The organism is Streptomyces noursei ATCC 11455, from assembly GCF_001704275.1.
GTDB lineage: Bacteria > Actinomycetota > Actinomycetes > Streptomycetales > Streptomycetaceae > Streptomyces > Streptomyces noursei.
This window is the reverse complement of record NZ_CP011533.1, coordinates 3,465,754-3,484,090: the sequence shown is the minus strand read 5'-3', so window position 1 is coordinate 3,484,090 and position 18,337 is coordinate 3,465,754. Positions and strand designations below refer to the sequence as shown.

Below are 18,337 nucleotides of genomic sequence, written 5' to 3'. Positions count from 1 at the left end.
CGCGTGGTGTCGGGTTGGGACCTCCCAGCGGTGGCTGGGGGAGGGGCGGCGGACGAGGGGTTCGGCGCGGTCGCGGAGGAGTTCCGGCGGAACTTCACCGAGCGCGGGGAGCTGGGCGCCGCCCTCACCGTCCACGTCGGCGGGCGCAAGGTCGTGGACCTGTGGGGCGGCACCGCCGACGTGCGGACCGGGCGGGCCTGGGAGGCGGACACCGCGGTTCCGGTGATGTCCTGCGCCAAGGGGATGCTCGCGGTCAGTGCCCATCTGCTGGCGCAGCAGGGCGTCTGGGACCTGGACGCGCCGATCGCCGCGTACTGGCCGGAGTTCGGCCGGCACGGCAAGGAGCGGATCACCGCCCGGATGATGCTCGCGCACACCGCCGGGATCCCGCTCGCCGAACGCAAGCTGACGTTCGATCAGATCATGGCGTGGACACCGATGATCGAGGCGCTGGAGGAGCAGCCGCCCCTGTGGGAGCCCGGCACCGCGTACGAGTACCACGCGCATGCGCTGGGCTTCGTCCTCGGCGAGGTCGTCCGCCGGCTCACCGGGCTGAAGCCCGGGGCCCACTTCCGTCGGGCGATCGGCGACGACCTGGGCCTGCGCACCTGGATCGGGGTGCCGCAGGAGGAACTTCCGACGCTGGCCCGGCTGGTCGAGGCCGAGGGGCGCCCGACCCTGCCGCCGAGCGACTCGCTGATCATGCGGGCGCTGACGCTGCACGGCGTGGTGCCCTTCCCCGGCCTCGACGATCCGCACGGCTACAACGCGCCGGCCGTGCTGACCCGGGAGTTCCCCGGGGCCGGCGCGGTCTCCTCGGCGCGCGGACTGGCGGCGCTGTTCGCGGCCGTGGCGACCGGCGTGGAGGGCGGGCCGCGGCTGCTGGGCGAGGAGACCGTCACCGACGCCGTCCGGCCGCTGTCCGGCGGCCCGACCTTCTCGGGGCTGCCGGACCTCGGCGCCCGCTACGGCAGCGGCTTCCTGCTGGACTCGCCGTTCCGCCGGCTGCTGGGCCGGCGCTCCTTCGCCACCAGCGGGGCGGGCGGCCAGTTCGCCTTCGGTGACGACGAGTTCGGGGTCGGCTTCGGCTATGTCACCAACCGGCTGGGCGCCAGCGGCGACGTCCGCGCCGAGCGGCTGATCGAGGCCGTTCGGGCCTGCGTGGGGGCGCCGGCCGTGGCCTGAGCCCGCGGCGGCGGTCGGCGCCGGGGAGCCTTCGCCCCCGGTGCCGACCGCCGGGCCGGCCGCTACGCCTCGCCGTCCGTCTCCCGGTCCGCCTCCGTGCCGTCCGTCCCCGGGCGGCGCAGCAGCGTGCCGATGTGGGCGGCGGCGTTCGCCAGCCGCCGGCGGGACTCGGTGAGCTGTTCCTCGGTGACGCCGTGGTCGCGGGCGGCGTCCCGCAGATCGTCCCGGAAGCGGTCCAGCAGGCGGTCGAAGTCGCGGGCCGGATCGCCGCTGGCCGGCTCGGCGGCCCATGCGGGCGCGGGGGGCTCCTGGGGGGCGCGCGCGTCGTGGGACCCCGACGCGGCGGGCTCCGGCGCCGCCGGGGCCTGCTTGGTGAGGTCGATCCGCTCGGTCGCCACCCGGGTGCCGTCCGGGGCGGTCCCGGTGCGCTCCTCGGCCGGGCCGGCGTCGGCCGGGGCGGCGTCGCGCGGGGCGCCCGTGAAGCGGCCGACCTCGCGGGAGACCTCGCTCAGCGCCTCCCGCACCGCCGCCGACCAGTCGCCGGTGCGCACCGCCCCCTGGGTCTGCTCCTGCACGCGCCTGATGACCCGCTGGATCTCCTCGCGGGCGAACACCTGGGCGTCCCGGGCCTGTTTGCGGGCCCGCTGGGCGTCCTGCTTGGCGCGGCGGCTCTCCTCCTTGGCGCGGCGGGCCTGTTCCTTCCACTCCTCCTTGGCGCGCCGGAACTCCTCCTTCGCCTGCCGCCAGGAGTCCTTGTCGCCGAACGCGGCGTCGAAGTAGTCCGAGGCTTCCGGGAACGGCCGCCCGCCGGCTTTGCGCCCGGCCTTCCCGGCGCCCGCCCGGGCCTGCTGGGCGGCCTCCTTGACCTCCCGGCGCAGGTCCCGCGCCGAGCCGCTGACGTCCTCCCGGATGTCGGAGGCGAGGGCCGCCACCGACTCCCTGATCTCCAGCTCCAGATCGGCGAGTTCACCGCCGCGGTCGGCCAGTTCGGCGCGGCCGGCGTCGGTGATGGTGTAGACCTTGCGGCCGCCCTCGGTGGTGTGGTTGACCAGGCCCTCGGCCTCCAGCTTGGCCAGCCGCGGGTAGACCGTGCCGGCGGACGGGGCGTAGAGCCCCTGGAAGCGCTCCTCCAGGAGGCGGATGATCTCGTAGCCGTGTCGCGGGGCCTCGTCGAGCAGCTTGAGGAGGTAGAGGCGCAGACGGCCGTGGGCGAAGACGGGGGGCATGCTCAGAGCACCTTCTTCCCGGCGGGCGGGGTCGTGGGGGAGGAGCCGCCGGCCGGGCCGCCGTCGGCCTCCTCGTAGGCGGGGCGGCGCAGCAGGGCGAGAGCGCCGGAGACGGTGGTCGCCTTGAGCCGGCCGGTGCCGGCGCCCAGCGAGCCGGTGATCCGCTTGGTGCCCCACTGGCCGCTGACCCGCAGGTCGTCGAAGGCGTTGGTGACCACGCCGGTGGTGGTGTTGGCCTCGACCTCGGCGTCGGCCGGGTCGGGCAGCCGGATGGCGATCTCGCCGGAGACCGTGGTCAGGTCGATCTCCGCGCCCGCCGCCGGGTCCAGATCCAGGACCATGTCACCGCTGACGGAGTCGGCGTGCACCGCGCCGCCGGCGCCCTCGATGACCGTCAGGTCGCCGGAGACGGAGTTGAACTCCAGGGATCCGGTGAGGGCCTGCGCCTCGACGTCGCCGGAGACGGTGTCGGCGCGGACCGGGCCGGAGAGGCCGACGAGGGTGCTGTTCCCGTTGACCCCGCGCAGCTCGGTGCGCCCGGCGATGCCGGAGACGACCGCGGTGGCGCCGACCACCCCGACCTCGACGCGGGTGGTGGTCGGCACCGTCACCGAGGCCACCGCGCTACGGTTCCAGCCCCGGCGGTCCAGGAATTTCAGGAAGCCCTTCCACTGCACGTCGTCATAGCCGACGCAAAGGACACCGCCCTCGTAGGAGACCTCCACCGGCGGGCCGTGCAGCTCGGAGATCTCCAGCCGGGCCGGCCCGCCCTCGGAGGTGCCGACGACGTTGACGGTGCCGCCCACCAGGCGGACGGTCAGGGCGCTGACGGGTTCCTCGATCTCCAGCGTGCGTGCTGTGGAGACCGTCCACTCGGTCCGGGCTGACATACCTGGCCTCCCCTGGGTAGGCAGACAACGCAACATATCGCGTCTTCGTTAGACACGATATATCGCAGCCTGTGGGAGTCAAGTGGATCCGTCCCTGACCGTGCCCTGATACACCCCTTTCGTTCCCCCTAGGTGACGCGGACGGACCGGCGCCCCGGCCGATGCCTACGCGTCGTCGTCCTCGTCGTCCAGCCGGGCCAGCCAGGTGGCCAGCCGCTCCACCGGCACCTCGAAGTCCGGGTTGAGGTCGACGAACGTCCGCAGCTGATCGGCCAGCCACCCGAGGGTGACCTCCTCCTCGCCGCGCCGGTTCTCCAGCTCCTCGATGCCGCGGTCAGTGAAATACACGTGCTCTCCAGCAGGTCAATGGGACAGTGCGGCCAGGATAGGCAGCCGCGCGGACCGCCCGTGCCGCGGGCGGCGGGTGGCCGTACCGCCCCCGACAGCCCGAAGGGCCCGCCCCACCCGGAGGTGGTGACGGGCCCTTCGGGGACCGTGTTCAGCGGTGGCCGACCGCTCAGGCGTCGAAGACCTCCGCCATGAGCTGGGCCTGCTCGGCCTGGTGCCGCTTGGCGGAGCCGACCGCCGGCGACGAGCCGTGCGGCCGCGAGATGCGGCGCAGGCGCTCACCGTGCGGGACGTCGGCGCCGACCGCCAGGTCCAGGTGGTCGATCAGGTTGAGACCGAGGAACGGCCAGGCACCCTGGTTCGCCGGCTCCTCCTGCGCCCACAGGTACTTCCCGGCGTTCGGGAACTTCTTGATCTCCGCCTGGAGCTCGGCACCCGGCAGCGGGTACAGCCGCTCGATGCGGACCAGCGCGGTGTCGAAGGCGCCGCGCTTCTCCCGCTCGGCCTCCAGGTCGTAGTAGACCTTGCCGGAGCAGAAGACGACCTTGCGGACGTCCTCGGCCTTGACCGTGCTGTCGCCGATGACCGGGCGGAAGCCGCCGGTGGTGAACTCCGCCGTCTTCGACGCCGCCGCCTTCAGACGCAGCATCGACTTCGGGGTGAAGACGATCAGCGGCTTGTGGTGCGGGTTGTGCACCTGCCAGCGCAGCAGGTGGAAGTAGTTCGACGGGAGCGTCGGCATCGCGACGGTCATGTTGTTCTGCGCGCACAGCTGGAGGTAGCGCTCGATCCGGGCCGAGGAGTGGTCCGGGCCCTGGCCCTCGTAGCCGTGCGGGAGCAGCAGGGTGACGCCGGAGGTCTGGCCCCACTTCTGCTCCGCCGAGGAGATGAACTCGTCGATGACGGTCTGCGCGCCGTTGGCGAAGTCGCCGAACTGCGCCTCCCACATGACCAGGGACTCGGGACGCGCCAGCGAGTAGCCGTACTCGAAGCCCATCGCCGCGTACTCGCTGAGCAGCGAGTCGTAGACGTTGAAGCGGGCCTGGTCGTCGGACAGGTACAGCAGCGGGGTGTAGTCCTCGCCGGTCTTCCGGTCGATCAGCACCGCGTGGCGCTGGCCGAACGTGCCGCGGCGGGAGTCCTGGCCGGCGAGCCGGACCGGGGTGCCCTCCATCAGCAGCGAGCCGATGGCCAGGGTCTCGCCCATGCCCCAGTCGATCGTGTCGTCCTCGATCATCGCCGCCCGGCGCTGCAGCTGCGGCAGCAGACGCGGGTGGACGGTGATGTGGTCGGGGATGTTGACCTGGGACTCGGCGATCCGCTTGACGACCTCCTGGGAGATCGCGGTGTCCACGAAGACCGGGAACTCGGCCTTGGGCTGCGGCACCTCGGGGGTGACCGGGGCCGTCGTGGCGTCGCGGACCTCGGTGAAGACCTTCTCCAGCTGGCCCTGGAAGTCCTGCAGCGCCTGCTCGGCCTCTTCGAGGGTGATGTCGCCCCGGCCGATCAGCGACTCGGTGTAGAGCTTGCGCACCGAGCGCTTCTTGTCGATCAGGTCGTACATCAGCGGCTGGGTGAAGGCCGGGTTGTCCGACTCGTTGTGGCCGCGGCGGCGGTAGCAGATCAGGTCGATGACCACGTCCTTGTTGAACGCCTGGCGGAACTCGAAGGCGAGCCGCGCGACGCGGACGACGGCCTCGGGGTCGTCGCCGTTGACGTGGAAGATCGGGGCCTCGATCATGCGGGCCACGTCCGTCGCGTACATGGAGGAACGCGAGGACTCGGGGGCCGCGGTGAAGCCGACCTGGTTGTTGATGACGACGTGGACGGTGCCGCCGGTGCGGTAGCCGCGCAGCTGCGACATGTTCAGCGTCTCGGCGACCACGCCCTGGCCGGCGAACGCCGCGTCGCCGTGCAGCTGGATCGGCAGGACGGTGAAGTCCGTGCCGCCCTTGTTGATGATGTCCTGCTTGGCGCGGGAGACGCCCTCGACGACCGGGTCCACGGCCTCCAGGTGGGAGGGGTTGGCGGTCAGCGAGACCTTGATCTGCTCGCCGTCCAGGCCGGTGAAGGTGCCCTCGGCGCCCAGGTGGTACTTCACGTCGCCGGAGCCGTGCATCGACTTCGGGTCGAGGTTGCCCTCGAACTCGCGGAAGATCTGCGCGTAGGACTTGCCGACGATGTTGGCGAGGACGTTGAGGCGGCCGCGGTGGGCCATGCCGATGACGGCCTCGTCCAGCCGCGCCTCGGCCGCGGAGTCGATGACCGCGTCCAGCAGCGGGATGACCGATTCGCCGCCCTCCAGCGAGAACCGCTTCTGGCCGACGTACTTGGTCTGCAGGAAGGTCTCGAACGCCTCGGCGGAGTTCAGCCGGCGCAGGATGCGCAGCTGCTCGTCGCGCTCGGGCGACTTGTGCGGGCGCTCGACCCGGTCCTGGATCCACTTGCGCTGCTTGGGGTCCTGGATGTGCATGAACTCGATGCCGGTGGTGCGGCAGTACGAGTCGCGCAGCACGCCCAGGATGTCGCGCAGCTTCATCATCGACTTGCCGGCGAAGCCGCCGACCGCGAACTCCCGCTCCAGGTCCCACAGGGTGAGGCCGTGCTCGGTGATGTCCAGGTCGGGGTGCTTGCGCTGGTGGTACTCCAGCGGGTCGGTGTCGGCCATGACGTGGCCGCGCTGCCGGTAGGAGTGGATCAGCTCGAAGACCCGCGCGGCCTTGGTGACGTCGTCGTCGTGCGACGCGTCGATGTCGCGCATCCAGCGGATCGGCTCGTAGGGGATCCGCAGCGACTTGAAGATGTCGTCGAAGAAATCGTTCTCGCCGAGCAGCAGCTGGCTCATGATCCGCAGGAACTCGCCGGAGGCGGCGCCCTGGATCACCCGGTGGTCGTACGTGCTGGTCAGCGTCATGACCTTGGAGACGCCCAGCTTGTTCAGGGCGTCCTGCGAGGTGCCCTGGAACTCGGCCGGGTAGTCCATCGAGCCGACGCCCATGATCATGGACTGGCCGGGCATCAGACGCGGCACCGAGTGGACGGTGCCGATGCCGCCGGGGTTCGTCAGCGACGCGGTGACCCCGGTGAAGTCGGCCATCGTGAGCTTGTTGTCCCGGGCCCGGCGGACGATGTCCTCGTACGCCTGCCAGAACTCGAAGAAGGTCATCGTCTCGGCCTTCTTGATGGCCGCGACGACCAGCTGGCGCTCGCCCTTCGCCTTGACCAGGTCGATCGCCAGGCCGAGGTTGATGTGCGGGGGCTTGACCAGCGTCGGCTTGCCGTCCTTCTCCGCGAAGGAGTAGTTCATCGACGGCATGGCCTTGAGGGCCTGCACCATGGCGTACCCGATGATGTGCGTGAAGGAGACCTTCCCGCCGCGGGCGCGCTTGAGGTGGTTGTTGATGACGATCCGGTTGTCGAACAGCAGCTTCACCGGGACCGCGCGGACGGACGTGGCCGTCGGCAGCTCCAGGGACGCGCTCATGTTCTTCGCCACGGCCGCCGACGGGCCGCGCAGCGTCACGAGCTCCGGACCCTCGGGGGCCTCGGCGGGCTGCTTGGCGGCCGGCGCCGGCTTCGCCGCGGCCTTGGCGGGCGCGCTCTTGACCGGCGCCACCGCGGCCGGCTTCGCCGGGGTGGCCGGCTGGGCCGCGGGGGCGGTGGCGGGCTCCGGCGCGGCCGCGGGGGCCGGGGCCGACGGAGCCGGGGCGGGGGCCGAGCCCTCCGCGGGCTTGGCCGGCGCGGCGGGGGGCGCGGCGTCAGCCGCCCCGGTGCCACCCGGCTTGTAGTCGGCGAAGAAGTCCCACCAGGCTCGGTCTACCGAGTTCGGGTCCTGGAGGTACTGCTGGTAGATCTCGTCGACGAGCCACTCGTTGGACCCGAACGCGGCGGCAGGATTCTTCCCCTGCGCTCCCTGTTCGGTCGAGACACTCGCACTGTTGGGGGACTGTAGCGACACGGCGGCAACCGCCCTCTTCCGCTTCCTAAGGTGGTGGACAGCGGGAATAAAGGCTACGCCTCTTGTGACCTTTGGTGCAGTCCGGGAGGGCCACTCGTCGCGCACGTCACATTCACCGAAGGGTTTCAGGGCCTGACTTGGCGGGAAACACACGTGGTTTGCCCGCGTGCGGGTAGCGCTCATCGCCGTCGCACCCCGGAATGTGTGCTCCCGCCACCGACCCTACGTCAGTCGGCGTCAACCCCGGGATGACTCCAGCCCCGGAAGAGTGACCCGGATCCGGCAACCCCGGGATGATTCCGCCACCCCGATCCGTCCGCCGTGCAGGTCCACCGCCCAGCGCGCGATCGCCAGGCCCAGCCCCGTCCCGCCGTCGGTGCCCGGACCCGAGGGGCCGGGGCCGCCGCGGTTGAACCGCTCGAAGACCCGGTAGCGCTCGGACTCCGGAATGCCGGGGCCCTCGTCCTGCACCTCCAGCACCAGGCTCGCCGGACCGTCGCCGCGGCGGGCCCGGACCGTGACCCGGCCGTGCCGCGGGCTGTGCTTGATCGCGTTGTCGATGAGGTTGGCGACGACCTGGTGGAGCCGCTCGGCGTCGGCGTACGCGGTCAGCTCCGGTGGCGAGACGTCGAGGTGCAGATGGACGTCGGTACGGGTGTGGGTGCCGGAGCCGGCGAGGCCGGAGAGCCCGGAGAGGGTGGAGGCGCCGCGGCTCATGTTGGCCTCCTTGAGCACCCCGGACAGGTACGGCCAGACCTCGAAGCGTCGGGCGTGCAGCGGCACCACGCCGTTGTCCAGCCGGGACAGGTCCAGCAGGTGCTCGACCAGCCGGCCCAGCCGCTCGGTCTGCTTCAGCGCCGTGCGCATGGTGTCGGAGTCCGGCTCGCAGACGCCGTCGACGACGTTCTCCAGCACCGCGCGCAGCGCTGCGATGGGGGTGCGCAGCTCGTGCGAGACGTTGGCGACCAATTCCTTGCGGTGGGTGTCCACCGCCTCCAGGTCGGCGGCCATGCGGTTGAAGGCGTCGGCCAGGTCGCCGAACTCGTCGCGGCGGCCGGCGCGCACCCGGCGGGTGTAGTCACCGTGCGCCATCGCCCGGGTGACATCGGTCATCTCGCCGAGCGGGGCGGTCAGGCCGGTCGCCACGAACTGGGTGATCAGCAGCGAGGCGATGATCGAGAAGACCGTGATCACCCGCAGCTCGGTCGCCGAGTGCATCGCCACGAAGACCAGGAGTGTGGTGATGATCACCGAGATGATCACCAGGGCGCCGAGCGCCGCCTTGACCGAGCGGTACGGGTCCAGGGGGCGCAGCGCCTCCCAGAACCGGTCCCACAGGGCGCGCGCCCGTGGCCGCCACTGACGGATCATGCCGGCGGGGTCTCCAGGGCGTACCCCACGCCGTGGACGGTGCGGATGCGCTCGGCTCCGATCTTGCGGCGCAGTGCCTTGATGTGGCTGTCGACCGTCCGCGTGCCCGACGCGTCCGCCCAGTCCCAGACCTCGGCCAGCAGCTGTTCGCGGGAGAGCACCGCGCGCGGGGTGTTCGCCAGGCAGACCAGCAGGTCGAACTCGGTGGGGGTGAGGTGGACGTCGTTGCCGCGCACCCGTACCCGGCGCTGGGCGTGGTCGATCTCCAGCTCGCCCAGCCGCAGGATGCCGCTGCGCGGGGTGTGCGCGGCCAGCGCGGCCCGCTCGACCCGGCGCAGCAGGACGTGCACCCGGGCGGCCAGCTCCCGCATGGAGAACGGCTTGGTCATGTAGTCGTCGGCGCCGACCCCGAGGCCGACCAGCATGTCGGTCTCGTCGTCGCGGGCGGTGAGCATCATCACCGGCACCGGGCGCTGGGCCTGCACCCGACGGCACACCTCCAGGCCGTCGAAGCCCGGCAGCATCACGTCGAGCACGAGCAGGTCCGGCTGCCACGCCTCGGCGGTGTCGACCGCGGCCGGGCCGTCGGTGGCCGTCTGCACCTGGAACCCCTCGGCGCGCAGCCGGGCCGCGATGGCCTCGACGATCGTCGGATCGTCCTCCACGACCAGGACCCGGCGCTGGGCGCCCGGCGTGGCCGCGGTGGTGCCGCCCTGGGTTGTCTGAGTCTGGTCCATCGCCCGCCCCTGCATGTGCCCTGCGTGGTCGCGTCTTGCTGGGCAGCAGCGTAAGGGCATGATGTGACAGTCGGCTACGCGCCCTACGCGGACCGGAGCGCCAGGTGGACGACGTCCGGGACGCCTCGGGCAACCGGCATCTCTTCCGTCCTTACGCCCTCGAAACCGGCATTTCTCAGCGCCTGTTCGAACGCCGGCGAGGGTTGGGCCGACCACACGGCGAGCACTCCGCCCGAGGTCAGACGGTCCCGGCAGGCGGCCAGGCCGGCGGGGGAGTAGAGGCCGTCGTTGTCCTCGGTGACGGTCCAGTCGGGGCCGTTGTCGATGTCCAAGCACAGGGCGTCGTAGGCGAGTTGGCCGGCGTCCGTGCACAGGTGCGCCACCAGGTCGGTGTGCAGGATCTCGGTACGGGGATCGGCCAGCGCCGGTCCGGAGACCGCCGCCAGCGGGCCCGTGCGGTGCCAGTCGATCACCGCCGTCTCCCGCTCCACGACCGTGATCCGGCCCCACCGTGGCTCGTCCGCCGCCCGGGCCAGCGAGAAGCCCACGCCCAGTCCGCCGATCAGTACCGAGGGGCTCCCGCGGTCGGGCGGCAGGGCGGCCAGCGCGGCGTCCACCAGCAGCCGTTCGGAGCGGCCGTCGGAGGTGTCCATCAGGAAGCAGCCGTTGGCGATGATCTCGTATACCGGGCCGCACCTCTCGGGCGCCGCAAGGGTGTTGGGGTCCGCGGCGGCCGGATCCCGCTGCCGCAGCACCACCTCTCCGTAGGGGCCCTCGCGGCGGTCGAGGGTGCGTACGGCCGGCTCGTCGCCGGCGGTCGGATGCCAGGGGTGAACGGGAGCCATGCGGCCATCTTGACCACAGTCCGGCGCGGCGGTCCAACGGTTTCGGACCCGGTTCCGGGACGGTTCCCGGGCGGTTCCGGAGGCCGACACGCGCAACGCCGTGCCTCGTACGAAGGTTGAGGGCTGTGAGGGATATCACTCACACAGCTGACTCATGGGTTGGCCGGGCACAGTGGAACGCGGACGGTGCGCGGGGCGGCGGAAGGGGCCTGGAATGGCGAGTGCGGTGGAGACGGCCGGCGGCGCGCCGGCCGGGGACGGTGCGGCGCCGGACGACGGTGCGCCGGTCCTCCTCGCCGGGCTGCCCCGGCAGCGCGGCGGCGCGGGCGCGCCGGCCGCGCACACCGCCGCCCCGGTCCCCGCCGCCCGCCGCCCCTGGACGGGCCTGCGCCCCTGGCGGCTGCTCCCCACCCCGACCGGCACCCCCTTCACGTTCGGTTACGCGCTGCTGCTCGTGGCCACCTCGCTCTTCGCCGAGCACGGCAACCCCTCCGTGGTCTCCGCACTGCTCCAGGGCTCCAGAACCGACGTGGTCCACCTCGCCCAGGCGCCGCTGCTGGTGCTGGTCGCCAGCGCGCTGTGGATCGCCGGCGGGCTGACCTCGGGGTACGCCATCGCCTTCCTCTTCGTGCTGACCGCTCTGGAGCGGCGGATCGGCGGGGTGCGCAGCGCGGTGGTGTTCTTCGGCGGGCATGCGCTGGCCACCCTCGCCACCGAGGTGCCGATCGGCTTCTCGGTCGCCGCCGGCGGGCTGCCGGACAGCTCCCTGCACCGCCTCGACTACGGGATCAGCTTCGGCGTGATGGCCTGCCTCGGGGCGCTCACCGGGCTGCTGCCCGCCTGGGCGCGCTGGCCGCTGCTGGCCGCCGGCGGCTATCAGGCGGTGAGCGGCCTGCTCACCTACATCGACCCGATGACCGACTGGGGTCATCTGCTCTCGCTCGCCCTGGGTGTCGCCGCCTGGCCGCTGCTGCGCAGCTGGCAGGCGCGGCGGGCCGGGCCCGCGCCGCTGCCGGGGGACCTGGGCCATCCGGCGTTCCGGACGCCCGGCCTGCCGCGGACGTCCTGATCCCCGGCGCCGCCCGGCGCTCGGGCCGCCCGGCCCGCCGCGGGTCACGGACGCCCGCCGCGGGTCACGGACAATGGGACTCCTCGCGGGCGCTCGGAGGGAGGGCGCCCGCCGGCCGTAGGAGCAGAGAAGAACCGTGTCGCACGAGTCCCGCCGCCCCGCCCAGGACCGCACGTCCGACCCGGCGCACGCCCCGGACGCCGCCCGGTTGCCGCTGCTCTCCGACTGCGGGAACTGCTTCGGCCTGTGCTGTGTGGCGCTGCCGTTCGCGCGCTCGGCGGACTTCGCCCTCGACAAGGAGGCCGGGCGGCCCTGTCCGAACCTCCAGGCCGACTTCCGCTGCGGCGTCCACCAGGATCTGCGGCAGCGCGGCTTCTCCGGCTGCACGGTCTTCGAGTGCTTCGGCGCCGGCCAGAAGATCTCCCAGGTCACCTTCCAGGGGCAGGACTGGCGGACCGCGCCGGAGACCGCCCGGCCGATGTTCGACGCGTTCGCCGTGATGCGCCAGCTGCACGAACTGCTCTGGTACCTGACCCAGGCGGTGGCACTGCCCCCGTCCGGTGCGAGCACCGGCTCCACCGGAGCGGCCAGCGCCGCGCTGCCTGCCGCGCTGCGGGACGAGCTGCGGGCGGCCCTGGAGAAGACCGAGCGGCTGACCCTGGGCACCGCGGAGGAGCTGGCCGGGCTGGACGTGCCCGCCCACCGGGCCGAGGCCAACACCCTGCTGCTGCGGGTCAGCGAGCTGGTCCGGGCGAAGGTCCCGGGCCGGAAGAAGGACCGGCGCGGCGCGGACCTGATGGGGGCGAGGCTCAAGGGCGCGGACCTCAAGGGCGCCAACCTGCGCGGCGCCTATCTCATCGCCGCCGACCTGCGGGGCGCCGACCTGCGCTCCGCGGACATGATCGGCGCCGACCTCCGGGACGCCGATCTGCGCGGCGCCGACCTCACCGGCAGCATCTTCCTGACGCAGGCCCAGGTGAACGCCGCCCGGGGCGACGCGACCACCAGGCTGCCGCGCGGGCTGCGCCGCCCCGCCCACTGGTAGCGGCGCCCGCTCGCCCTCGGCCTGGCCCACCGCCCCTGGCCCGTAACGGAGTTGCCGCCGCCTGATCGCTCACAGCGAACACGTGCGGGGGAACAACGGCAGGGCTTCCAGCATTGAGTGGGTAAAGCTCAACTTGCTTGCCGAAGGGGAGATCATGACTGCTGAGTCCGCTCGGTCGACGGAGTCCACACCGCTCACCCTGCCCGTGCTGCCCCTCGACGACGAGGTCGTCCTGCCCGGCATGGTGGTGCCCCTGGACCTGTCCGACGCCGAGGTGCGCGCCGCCGTGGAGGCCGCCCAGGCCGCCGCGTCATCGGGCAGCAAGCCCCGTGTGCTGCTGGTGCCGCGGATCGACGGGACGTACGCGGCGATCGGCACGCTCGGGCGGATCGAGCAGGTCGGACGGCTGTCCGACGGCGATCCCGGGGCCCTGATCCGGGGGCTGGGCCGGGTGCGGATCGGCTCCGGCACCACCGGGCCGGGCGCCGCGCTCTGGGTGGAGGGGACCACCGTCGAGGAGAAGGTCCCGGACCCCCTCCCCGGAGCGATCGCCGAACTCGTCACGGAATACAAGGCACTGGCCACCAGCTGGCTGCGCAAGCGCGGCGCCTGGCAGGTCGTGGACCGGGTTGCCGGCATCGACGACGTCCCCACGCTCGCCGACAACGCCGGCTACCTGCCGTTCCTGACGGGCGAGCAGAAGCTCCAGCTGCTGGAGACCACCGACCCGGTCGCCCGGCTGAAGTACGCCGCCGAGGCGCTCCGCTCCCACCTGGCCGAGCAGGACATCGCCGAGTCCATCGCCAAGGACGTCCAGGAGGGCGTAGAGGCGCAGCAGCGGGAGTTCCTGCTGCGCCGGCAGCTGGACGCGGTCCGCAAGGAACTGCGCGAGCTGAACGGCGAGAACTCCAAGGACCCGGGCGAGGAGTCCGACGACTACCGCGCCCGCGTGGAGGCCGCCGACCTGCCGGAGAAGGTCCGCGAGGCGGCCCTGAAGGAGGTCGACAAGCTGGAGCGGGCCAGCGACCAGAGCCCGGAGGGCAGCTGGATCAGGACCTGGCTCGACACCGTCCTGGAACTCCCCTGGAGCGAGCGGACCGAGGACGCCTACGACATCGCGGGCGCCCGGGAGGTCCTGGACGCCGACCACGCGGGCCTGGAGGACGTCAAGGAGCGGATCACCGAGTACCTGGCCGTGCGCAAGCGGCGCGCCGAGCGGGGGCTCGGGCTCGTCGGCGGGCCGTCGAAGGGGGCGTCGCGCGGCGGTTCCGGCGAGGGCGGCGGCGGGCGACGGGCGGGCGGCGCGGTGCTGGCGCTGGTCGGGCCGCCGGGCGTCGGAAAGACCTCGCTCGGGGAATCCGTGGCGCGGGCCATGGGGCGGAAGTTCGTCCGGGTCGCCCTCGGCGGCGTCCGGGACGAGGCGGAGATCCGCGGCCACCGGCGGACGTACGTCGGGGCGCTCCCCGGCCGGATCGTGCGGGCCGTCAAGGAGGCCGGCTCGATGAACCCGGTCGTCCTCCTCGACGAGATCGACAAGGTGGGCTCCGACTACCGGGGCGACCCGGCCGCCGCCCTCCTGGAAGTGCTGGACCCCGCGCAGAACCACACCTTCCGGGACCACTACCTGGAGGTCGAACTGGACCTCTCCGACGTGGTGTTCCTGGCCACCGCCAACGTCCTGGAGGCGATCCCCGAGCCGCTGCTGGACCGGATGGAACTGGTCCGGCTGGACGGCTACACCGAGGACGAGAAGGTCGTCATCGCCCGGGACCACCTGGTGCCGCGCCAGTTGGAGCGGGCCGGACTGGAGCCCGGCGAGGTGAGCGTGGCCGACGCCGCGCTGCGCAGGCTGGCCGGCGAGTACACCCGCGAGGCGGGCGTGCGGAACCTGGAGCGCTCGCTCGCCCGGTTGCTGCGCAAGGTGGCCGCCCGGCACGAACTGGGTGAGCAGGAGCTGCCGTTCGCCGTCGGGGTGGACGAGCTGCGCCCGCTGCTCGGGCGCCCGCACCACACCCCGGAGTCGGCCCAGGACCCGGCCGAGCGGCGGACCGCGGTGCCCGGTGTGGTCACCGGTCTGGCGGTCACCGGCGCCGGCGGCGACGTGCTCTACGTCGAGGCGTCGCTGGCCGATCCGGAGACCGGTGCCTCCGGCCTGACGCTGACCGGTCAGCTGGGCGACGTGATGAAGGAGTCGGCGCACATCGCGCTGTCCTTCCTGCGCTCGCACGGCGCCGAACTGGAGCTCCCGGTGGGCGACCTGAAGGAGCGCGGGGTCCATCTGCACGTCCCGGCCGGCGCCGTCCCCAAGGACGGCCCCAGCGCGGGCATCACGATGACCACCGCGCTGGCCTCGCTGCTGTCGGGCCGGCAGGTCCGTCCGGACGTGGCGATGACCGGTGAGGTCTCGCTCACCGGGCGGGTGCTGCCGATCGGCGGCGTCAAGCAGAAGCTGTTGGCGGCGCACCGGGCCGGCATCACCACCGTGATCATCCCCAAGCGCAACGAACCGGACCTGGACGACGTCCCGGCCGAGGTCCTCGAAGCGCTAGAGGTGCACCCGGTCGCGGACGTCCGGCAGGTGCTGGAACTGGCCCTGACGCCGGCCGCGAACGGCCGGCGGCCGGAGGTCCCGGTCGCGGCGTAGCGCACGGTCGGTGACGTCCGGCACGGGCCGGCCCGCCCCTCGCCAGGGGGACGGGCCGGCCCGCCGCGCGTCAGCCGTCGGCCAGCGCCTGGAGCCGGTCGTAGGCCCCGTTGAACTTGTTGTGGTCACCGACCGTCGGGCCGGTCGAGGTGTACTGCCAGATGGTGTGGAAGCCCCAGCCGGCCGGGAGTTCGCCGGCCGAGGAGCCGTAGCGGGGGATCCACAGCGGGTTGATGCTGCCGAAGGCGTCGGAGTTGCCGGTGCACTGCTTCCACCAGCCGGTGGAGGTGTAGACGACCGCGTCCCGGCCGGTGCGCGCCTTGTAGGTGGCGAACCAGTCCTTCATCCAGTTCACCAGCCCGGCCGCGCTCAGCCCGTAACAGGTGGCGCCGTAGGGGTTGTACTCCATGTCCAGCGCGCCGGGCAGTGTCCTGCCGTCCTTGGACCAGCCGCCGCCGTGGTCGACGAAGTAGTTGGCCTGGGCGGCGCCGCTGGAGGTGTCGGGCGTGGCGAAGTGGTACGCGCCGCGGATCATGCCGCTGTTGTAGGAGCCGTTGTACTGCTGCGCGAAGTAGGGATTGGTGTAGCTGGTGGACTCGGTGGCCTTGACGTAGGCGAACTTCACGCCGCTGTTCCACAGCGTCGACCAGGCGACGTTGCCGTTGTGGCTGCTGACGTCCACGCCCTCGACGGTCGCGGCCAGCGAGGGCGACGGGAGGGCACCGCCCTTGGTGCCCTCGTGCCTGGCGATCTGGGAGCCGGCCCAGTCCAATTCGGGGTGGCGGGGTTCGGGTGCGCGCGCGGTGGCGGCGGCACCGGCCGTGCCGGGCAGGCCGACGAGGAGGGAGACGGTCGCGAGGAGGGTCCCGGCCACGGTCGCGCGGGAGCGCACGGAGCGGTGGGGGGAGCCGGATCTGAGCACGGGCATTTACGTGCCTCCGTAGATCTCGGTGGATCTCGATGCGGTGACTCCGAGAAGGAAGTGACCTCTGAGGGGGGAGGTACCGGCACCACATTTGGTGTGGTCATGCCAGAAATGACGATACGCGCGTAGAACCCCGTGGCAAAAGGGGGCCGCGGGCTGCCGTTGGTCTACTCCTGCGAAATACTGGCCCAACTGCGGTTCCACCCACCCGGGACAGAAAATTTCAGCCGGACGGAAACGCGGGGCGAACACGACGGGGGATTTGTTGGACGAGCGGGACAACGCGGGAAAGGGTGCTGACGTGCACGAGACCGGAGCCGGCGGTACCACGGCGGACGGCGAGCCGATGGGTGTGGACCCCGCATTCCTGTCCCTGGAACGGGAATTGGCGGTGTTTCTGCGCCGCGCCCGCGCCTCCTCCGGCGAGCTCTCCCGCGAGGTCCACCCCGACCTCGAACCGGCCGCCTACGGCCTGCTGGTGCGGCTCGCCGACGCCGGCGCCCAGCGCGCCACCGACCTCGCCGCCTTCTTCGGCGTCGGCAAGGCGACCATAAGCCGCCAACTGCACGCCCTGGAACGGCTCGGGCTGGTCGCCCGCGCACCCGACCCGGCCGACGGCCGCGCGGTCCTGGTGCGGATCACCGACGAGGGCCGGGACCGCTTCAACCGCGTCCGCACCGCCCGCCGCGCCCGCTACGCCCGCCGCCTCGCCTCCTGGGACCGTGCCGAGGTCGCCGAACTCGCCCGTCTCCTGCACCGACTGAACGCGGAGCAGGAGGGCGAGCACGAGGGCGAACCGGCGGGTGAGCGCGAGGGGCAGGAAGGCTAGGGCATTCCCCGGCCCTGTTGTCACGGCGCGACGTGGATCACCGCCGCGTCGTCCCGGGTCTTCCCCCGTGGGTGCGCGGTGCCCTCCGGGTCCGCCGCCTCCAGTTCCCGCACCCGGTCGATCAGCGCCTGCGGCCCGGCCTCGGCGACCAGCGCCGCGCACTGGGCCCAGGAGCCCGCGCGGAAGACCTCCACCCAGCGGCCCGCGCCGTCGCTGAGCGCCGTCAGCGAGCGGAGCCCGGCGCGCGGGGTGGCGCCGGTCAGCGCGCGGGCGGCCACCGACGGATCGGCGGCGGCGGTGAAGAAACCGCCCTCGGCGTTGCGCAGCGCCTCCACCGCACGGACGTACTCCCGGGCCGCGGCGGCGCGTTCGGCGGATCCGCGGGGCAGCGCCCGGACCGCCGCGCGCCGCGCGCGGACCGCGGGCGGGAGGCCGTCGAGCCGGGTGTCCCGCACGGGATGCACCGAGCCGTCCGCCTTCTCCAGGAGCAGTACGGAATCGGACAACACCAGGTGCTCCACGGTCTCCCGGGACCAGCGCGCGGCGACCACCGTCGCCTGCGGCGTACGAGGGTGAGAAAGGTCACAGGTGTCGCGGTGTGCCGCGGCCGTTCTGGTCACGGCCGCGGCGAGCGCCTCAGTCAACGTCATATCGCGGCGTGAAACCGACAGTTCGAGCATTGCGCCCCCGAGTCGCGCGGTGAACCACGGCACGGAATGGACACAGCCGCAGTCCCCCTCCGGAGGGGTCACCCCGTCCAGCAGCACCAGGGCGCCGCCGTCGCCGGAGGCCGGCAGGGCGACCGACGCGTAGTCCTCGTTGGGGCGTTGGGGATCGCCCGGGTCGGTGGCGAGTGCGATGCGCATACCGGAAAGTCTGCCGGAGGTGGCCGAAAAGGCCCGGTGACCGGCCGTCGCATCGGAAGGTGGGGAGATAGTGGCCCCCATGTGCGCGAGGCGCCCGGTGCCGGCTGCGGGCGGGCATCCTTCCAGGACCGGCACGCATCTCCAAACCCGTCGGGGGGTTGCGCAAGGTTGCGGCCGAAACTGATGCCGCATGGAAGTTGATGCCCAAACTCCGATTGCTGTTCACTCGTTCAGGTGGCCGGGCATGTGTTGCCGAGCCACTGCGCGGCGCCGGTGGAATGGTCGATTCCCGGAGTAACCGGGGTGGTCAGGACGTTCGTCGCGACGCGCAGAGCCGGGCTGTTCCCCTTTCGCGGAATTGTGCGCTGCCGCGGTCTTCGCGCAGATCCGCCCCGCGAG

General features: G+C 72.5%; 14 protein-coding genes. 5 read left to right on the top strand and 9 right to left on the bottom strand.

Annotated features, from left to right (window positions below):
• Window positions 1-6: 6 nt before the first annotated feature.
• The gene (locus SNOUR_RS14370; protein ID WP_376738516.1) at window positions 7-1,185 is read left to right on the top strand and encodes a serine hydrolase domain-containing protein; all 1,179 of its coding nucleotides are present in this window, start codon (window positions 7-9) and stop codon (window positions 1,183-1,185) included.
• A gap of 62 nt (window positions 1,186-1,247) precedes the next feature.
• Here SNOUR_RS14370 and SNOUR_RS14365 read toward each other — a convergent pair whose 3' ends face one another.
• The 7 genes from SNOUR_RS14365 to SNOUR_RS14335 all read right to left on the bottom strand — a co-directional run bounded on the left by SNOUR_RS14365 (window position 1,248) and on the right by SNOUR_RS14335 (window position 10,560).
• Window positions 1,248-2,411, bottom strand: a complete 1,164-nt coding sequence (locus SNOUR_RS14365) for a PadR family transcriptional regulator (protein WP_067347000.1) — start codon at window positions 2,409-2,411, stop codon at window positions 1,248-1,250.
• 2 nt (window positions 2,412-2,413) lie between these two features.
• Complete coding sequence (locus SNOUR_RS14360; RefSeq protein ID WP_067346998.1) at window positions 2,414-3,301, bottom strand: DUF4097 family beta strand repeat-containing protein; 888 nt, start codon at window positions 3,299-3,301, stop codon at window positions 2,414-2,416.
• A gap of 165 nt (window positions 3,302-3,466) precedes the next feature.
• Complete coding sequence (locus SNOUR_RS14355) at window positions 3,467-3,649, bottom strand: DUF6104 family protein (RefSeq protein ID WP_067346997.1); 183 nt, start codon at window positions 3,647-3,649, stop codon at window positions 3,467-3,469.
• Window positions 3,650-3,818: 169 nt separating this feature from the next.
• The gene (locus tag SNOUR_RS14350; protein WP_067346995.1) at window positions 3,819-7,607 is read right to left on the bottom strand and encodes a multifunctional oxoglutarate decarboxylase/oxoglutarate dehydrogenase thiamine pyrophosphate-binding subunit/dihydrolipoyllysine-residue succinyltransferase subunit; all 3,789 of its coding nucleotides are present in this window, start codon (window positions 7,605-7,607) and stop codon (window positions 3,819-3,821) included.
• A 237-nt stretch (window positions 7,608-7,844) separates the two neighbouring features.
• Window positions 7,845-8,978 (bottom strand): HAMP domain-containing sensor histidine kinase, encoded by a 1,134-nt coding sequence (locus SNOUR_RS14345; protein WP_067346993.1) that lies wholly within the window; start codon window positions 8,976-8,978, stop codon window positions 7,845-7,847.
• Complete coding sequence (locus SNOUR_RS14340; protein ID WP_067346991.1) at window positions 8,975-9,715, bottom strand: response regulator transcription factor; 741 nt, start codon at window positions 9,713-9,715, stop codon at window positions 8,975-8,977. The genes SNOUR_RS14345 and SNOUR_RS14340 overlap by 4 nt, the downstream gene beginning before the upstream one ends.
• Before the next feature lie 83 nt (window positions 9,716-9,798).
• Window positions 9,799-10,560, bottom strand: coding sequence for a spermidine synthase family protein (locus SNOUR_RS14335; RefSeq protein WP_067346990.1), 762 nt, complete (start codon window positions 10,558-10,560; stop codon window positions 9,799-9,801).
• Between the two features lie 214 nt (window positions 10,561-10,774).
• Between SNOUR_RS14335 and SNOUR_RS14330 the strand changes: the two genes are divergently transcribed.
• The 3 genes from SNOUR_RS14330 to lon all read left to right on the top strand — a co-directional run bounded on the left by SNOUR_RS14330 (window position 10,775) and on the right by lon (window position 15,318).
• A complete protein-coding gene (locus tag SNOUR_RS14330) occupies window positions 10,775-11,629 on the top strand; it encodes a rhomboid-like protein (protein ID WP_067346988.1) in 855 nt (284 codons plus the stop codon).
• A 136-nt stretch (window positions 11,630-11,765) separates the two neighbouring features.
• Window positions 11,766-12,674, top strand: coding sequence for a pentapeptide repeat-containing protein (locus SNOUR_RS14325; protein ID WP_067346986.1), 909 nt, complete (start codon window positions 11,766-11,768; stop codon window positions 12,672-12,674).
• A 154-nt stretch (window positions 12,675-12,828) separates the two neighbouring features.
• A complete protein-coding gene (lon, locus tag SNOUR_RS14320; protein WP_067346985.1) occupies window positions 12,829-15,318 on the top strand; it encodes an endopeptidase La in 2,490 nt (829 codons plus the stop codon).
• Between the two features lie 70 nt (window positions 15,319-15,388).
• On the opposite strand, the gene SNOUR_RS14315 is transcribed toward lon, so the two are convergent.
• A complete protein-coding gene (locus tag SNOUR_RS14315) occupies window positions 15,389-16,246 on the bottom strand; it encodes a lysozyme (RefSeq protein ID WP_067346983.1) in 858 nt (285 codons plus the stop codon).
• 298 nt (window positions 16,247-16,544) lie between these two features.
• Between SNOUR_RS14315 and SNOUR_RS14310 the strand changes: the two genes are divergently transcribed.
• Entirely contained in the window at window positions 16,545-17,072 is a 528-nt protein-coding gene (locus SNOUR_RS14310; protein ID WP_067358307.1) for a MarR family winged helix-turn-helix transcriptional regulator, read from the top strand.
• Window positions 17,073-17,092: 20 nt separating this feature from the next.
• Here SNOUR_RS14310 and SNOUR_RS14305 read toward each other — a convergent pair whose 3' ends face one another.
• Complete coding sequence (locus SNOUR_RS14305; protein WP_067346981.1) at window positions 17,093-17,938, bottom strand: hypothetical protein; 846 nt, start codon at window positions 17,936-17,938, stop codon at window positions 17,093-17,095.
• Window positions 17,939-18,337 lie beyond the last annotated feature (399 nt).

Bases quoted from the DNA above. Each gene is read 5' to 3' on its own strand.
- SNOUR_RS14365 (WP_067347000.1), bottom strand. From the start codon at position 2,411: ATGCCCCCCGTCTTCGCCCACGGCCGTCTGCGCCTCTACCTCCTCAAG.
- SNOUR_RS14360 (WP_067346998.1), bottom strand. From the start codon at position 3,301: ATGTCAGCCCGGACCGAGTGGACGGTCTCCACAGCACGCACGCTGGAG.
- SNOUR_RS14345 (WP_067346993.1), bottom strand. From the start codon at position 8,978: ATGATCCGTCAGTGGCGGCCACGGGCGCGCGCCCTGTGGGACCGGTTC.
- SNOUR_RS14340 (WP_067346991.1), bottom strand. From the start codon at position 9,715: ATGGACCAGACTCAGACAACCCAGGGCGGCACCACCGCGGCCACGCCG.
- SNOUR_RS14335 (WP_067346990.1), bottom strand. From the start codon at position 10,560: ATGGCTCCCGTTCACCCCTGGCATCCGACCGCCGGCGACGAGCCGGCC.
- SNOUR_RS14330 (WP_067346988.1), top strand. From the start codon at position 10,775: ATGGCGAGTGCGGTGGAGACGGCCGGCGGCGCGCCGGCCGGGGACGGT.
- lon (WP_067346985.1), top strand. From the start codon at position 12,829: ATGACTGCTGAGTCCGCTCGGTCGACGGAGTCCACACCGCTCACCCTG.
- SNOUR_RS14315 (WP_067346983.1), bottom strand. From the start codon at position 16,246: ATGCCCGTGCTCAGATCCGGCTCCCCCCACCGCTCCGTGCGCTCCCGC.
- SNOUR_RS14305 (WP_067346981.1), bottom strand. From the start codon at position 17,938: ATGCGCATCGCACTCGCCACCGACCCGGGCGATCCCCAACGCCCCAAC.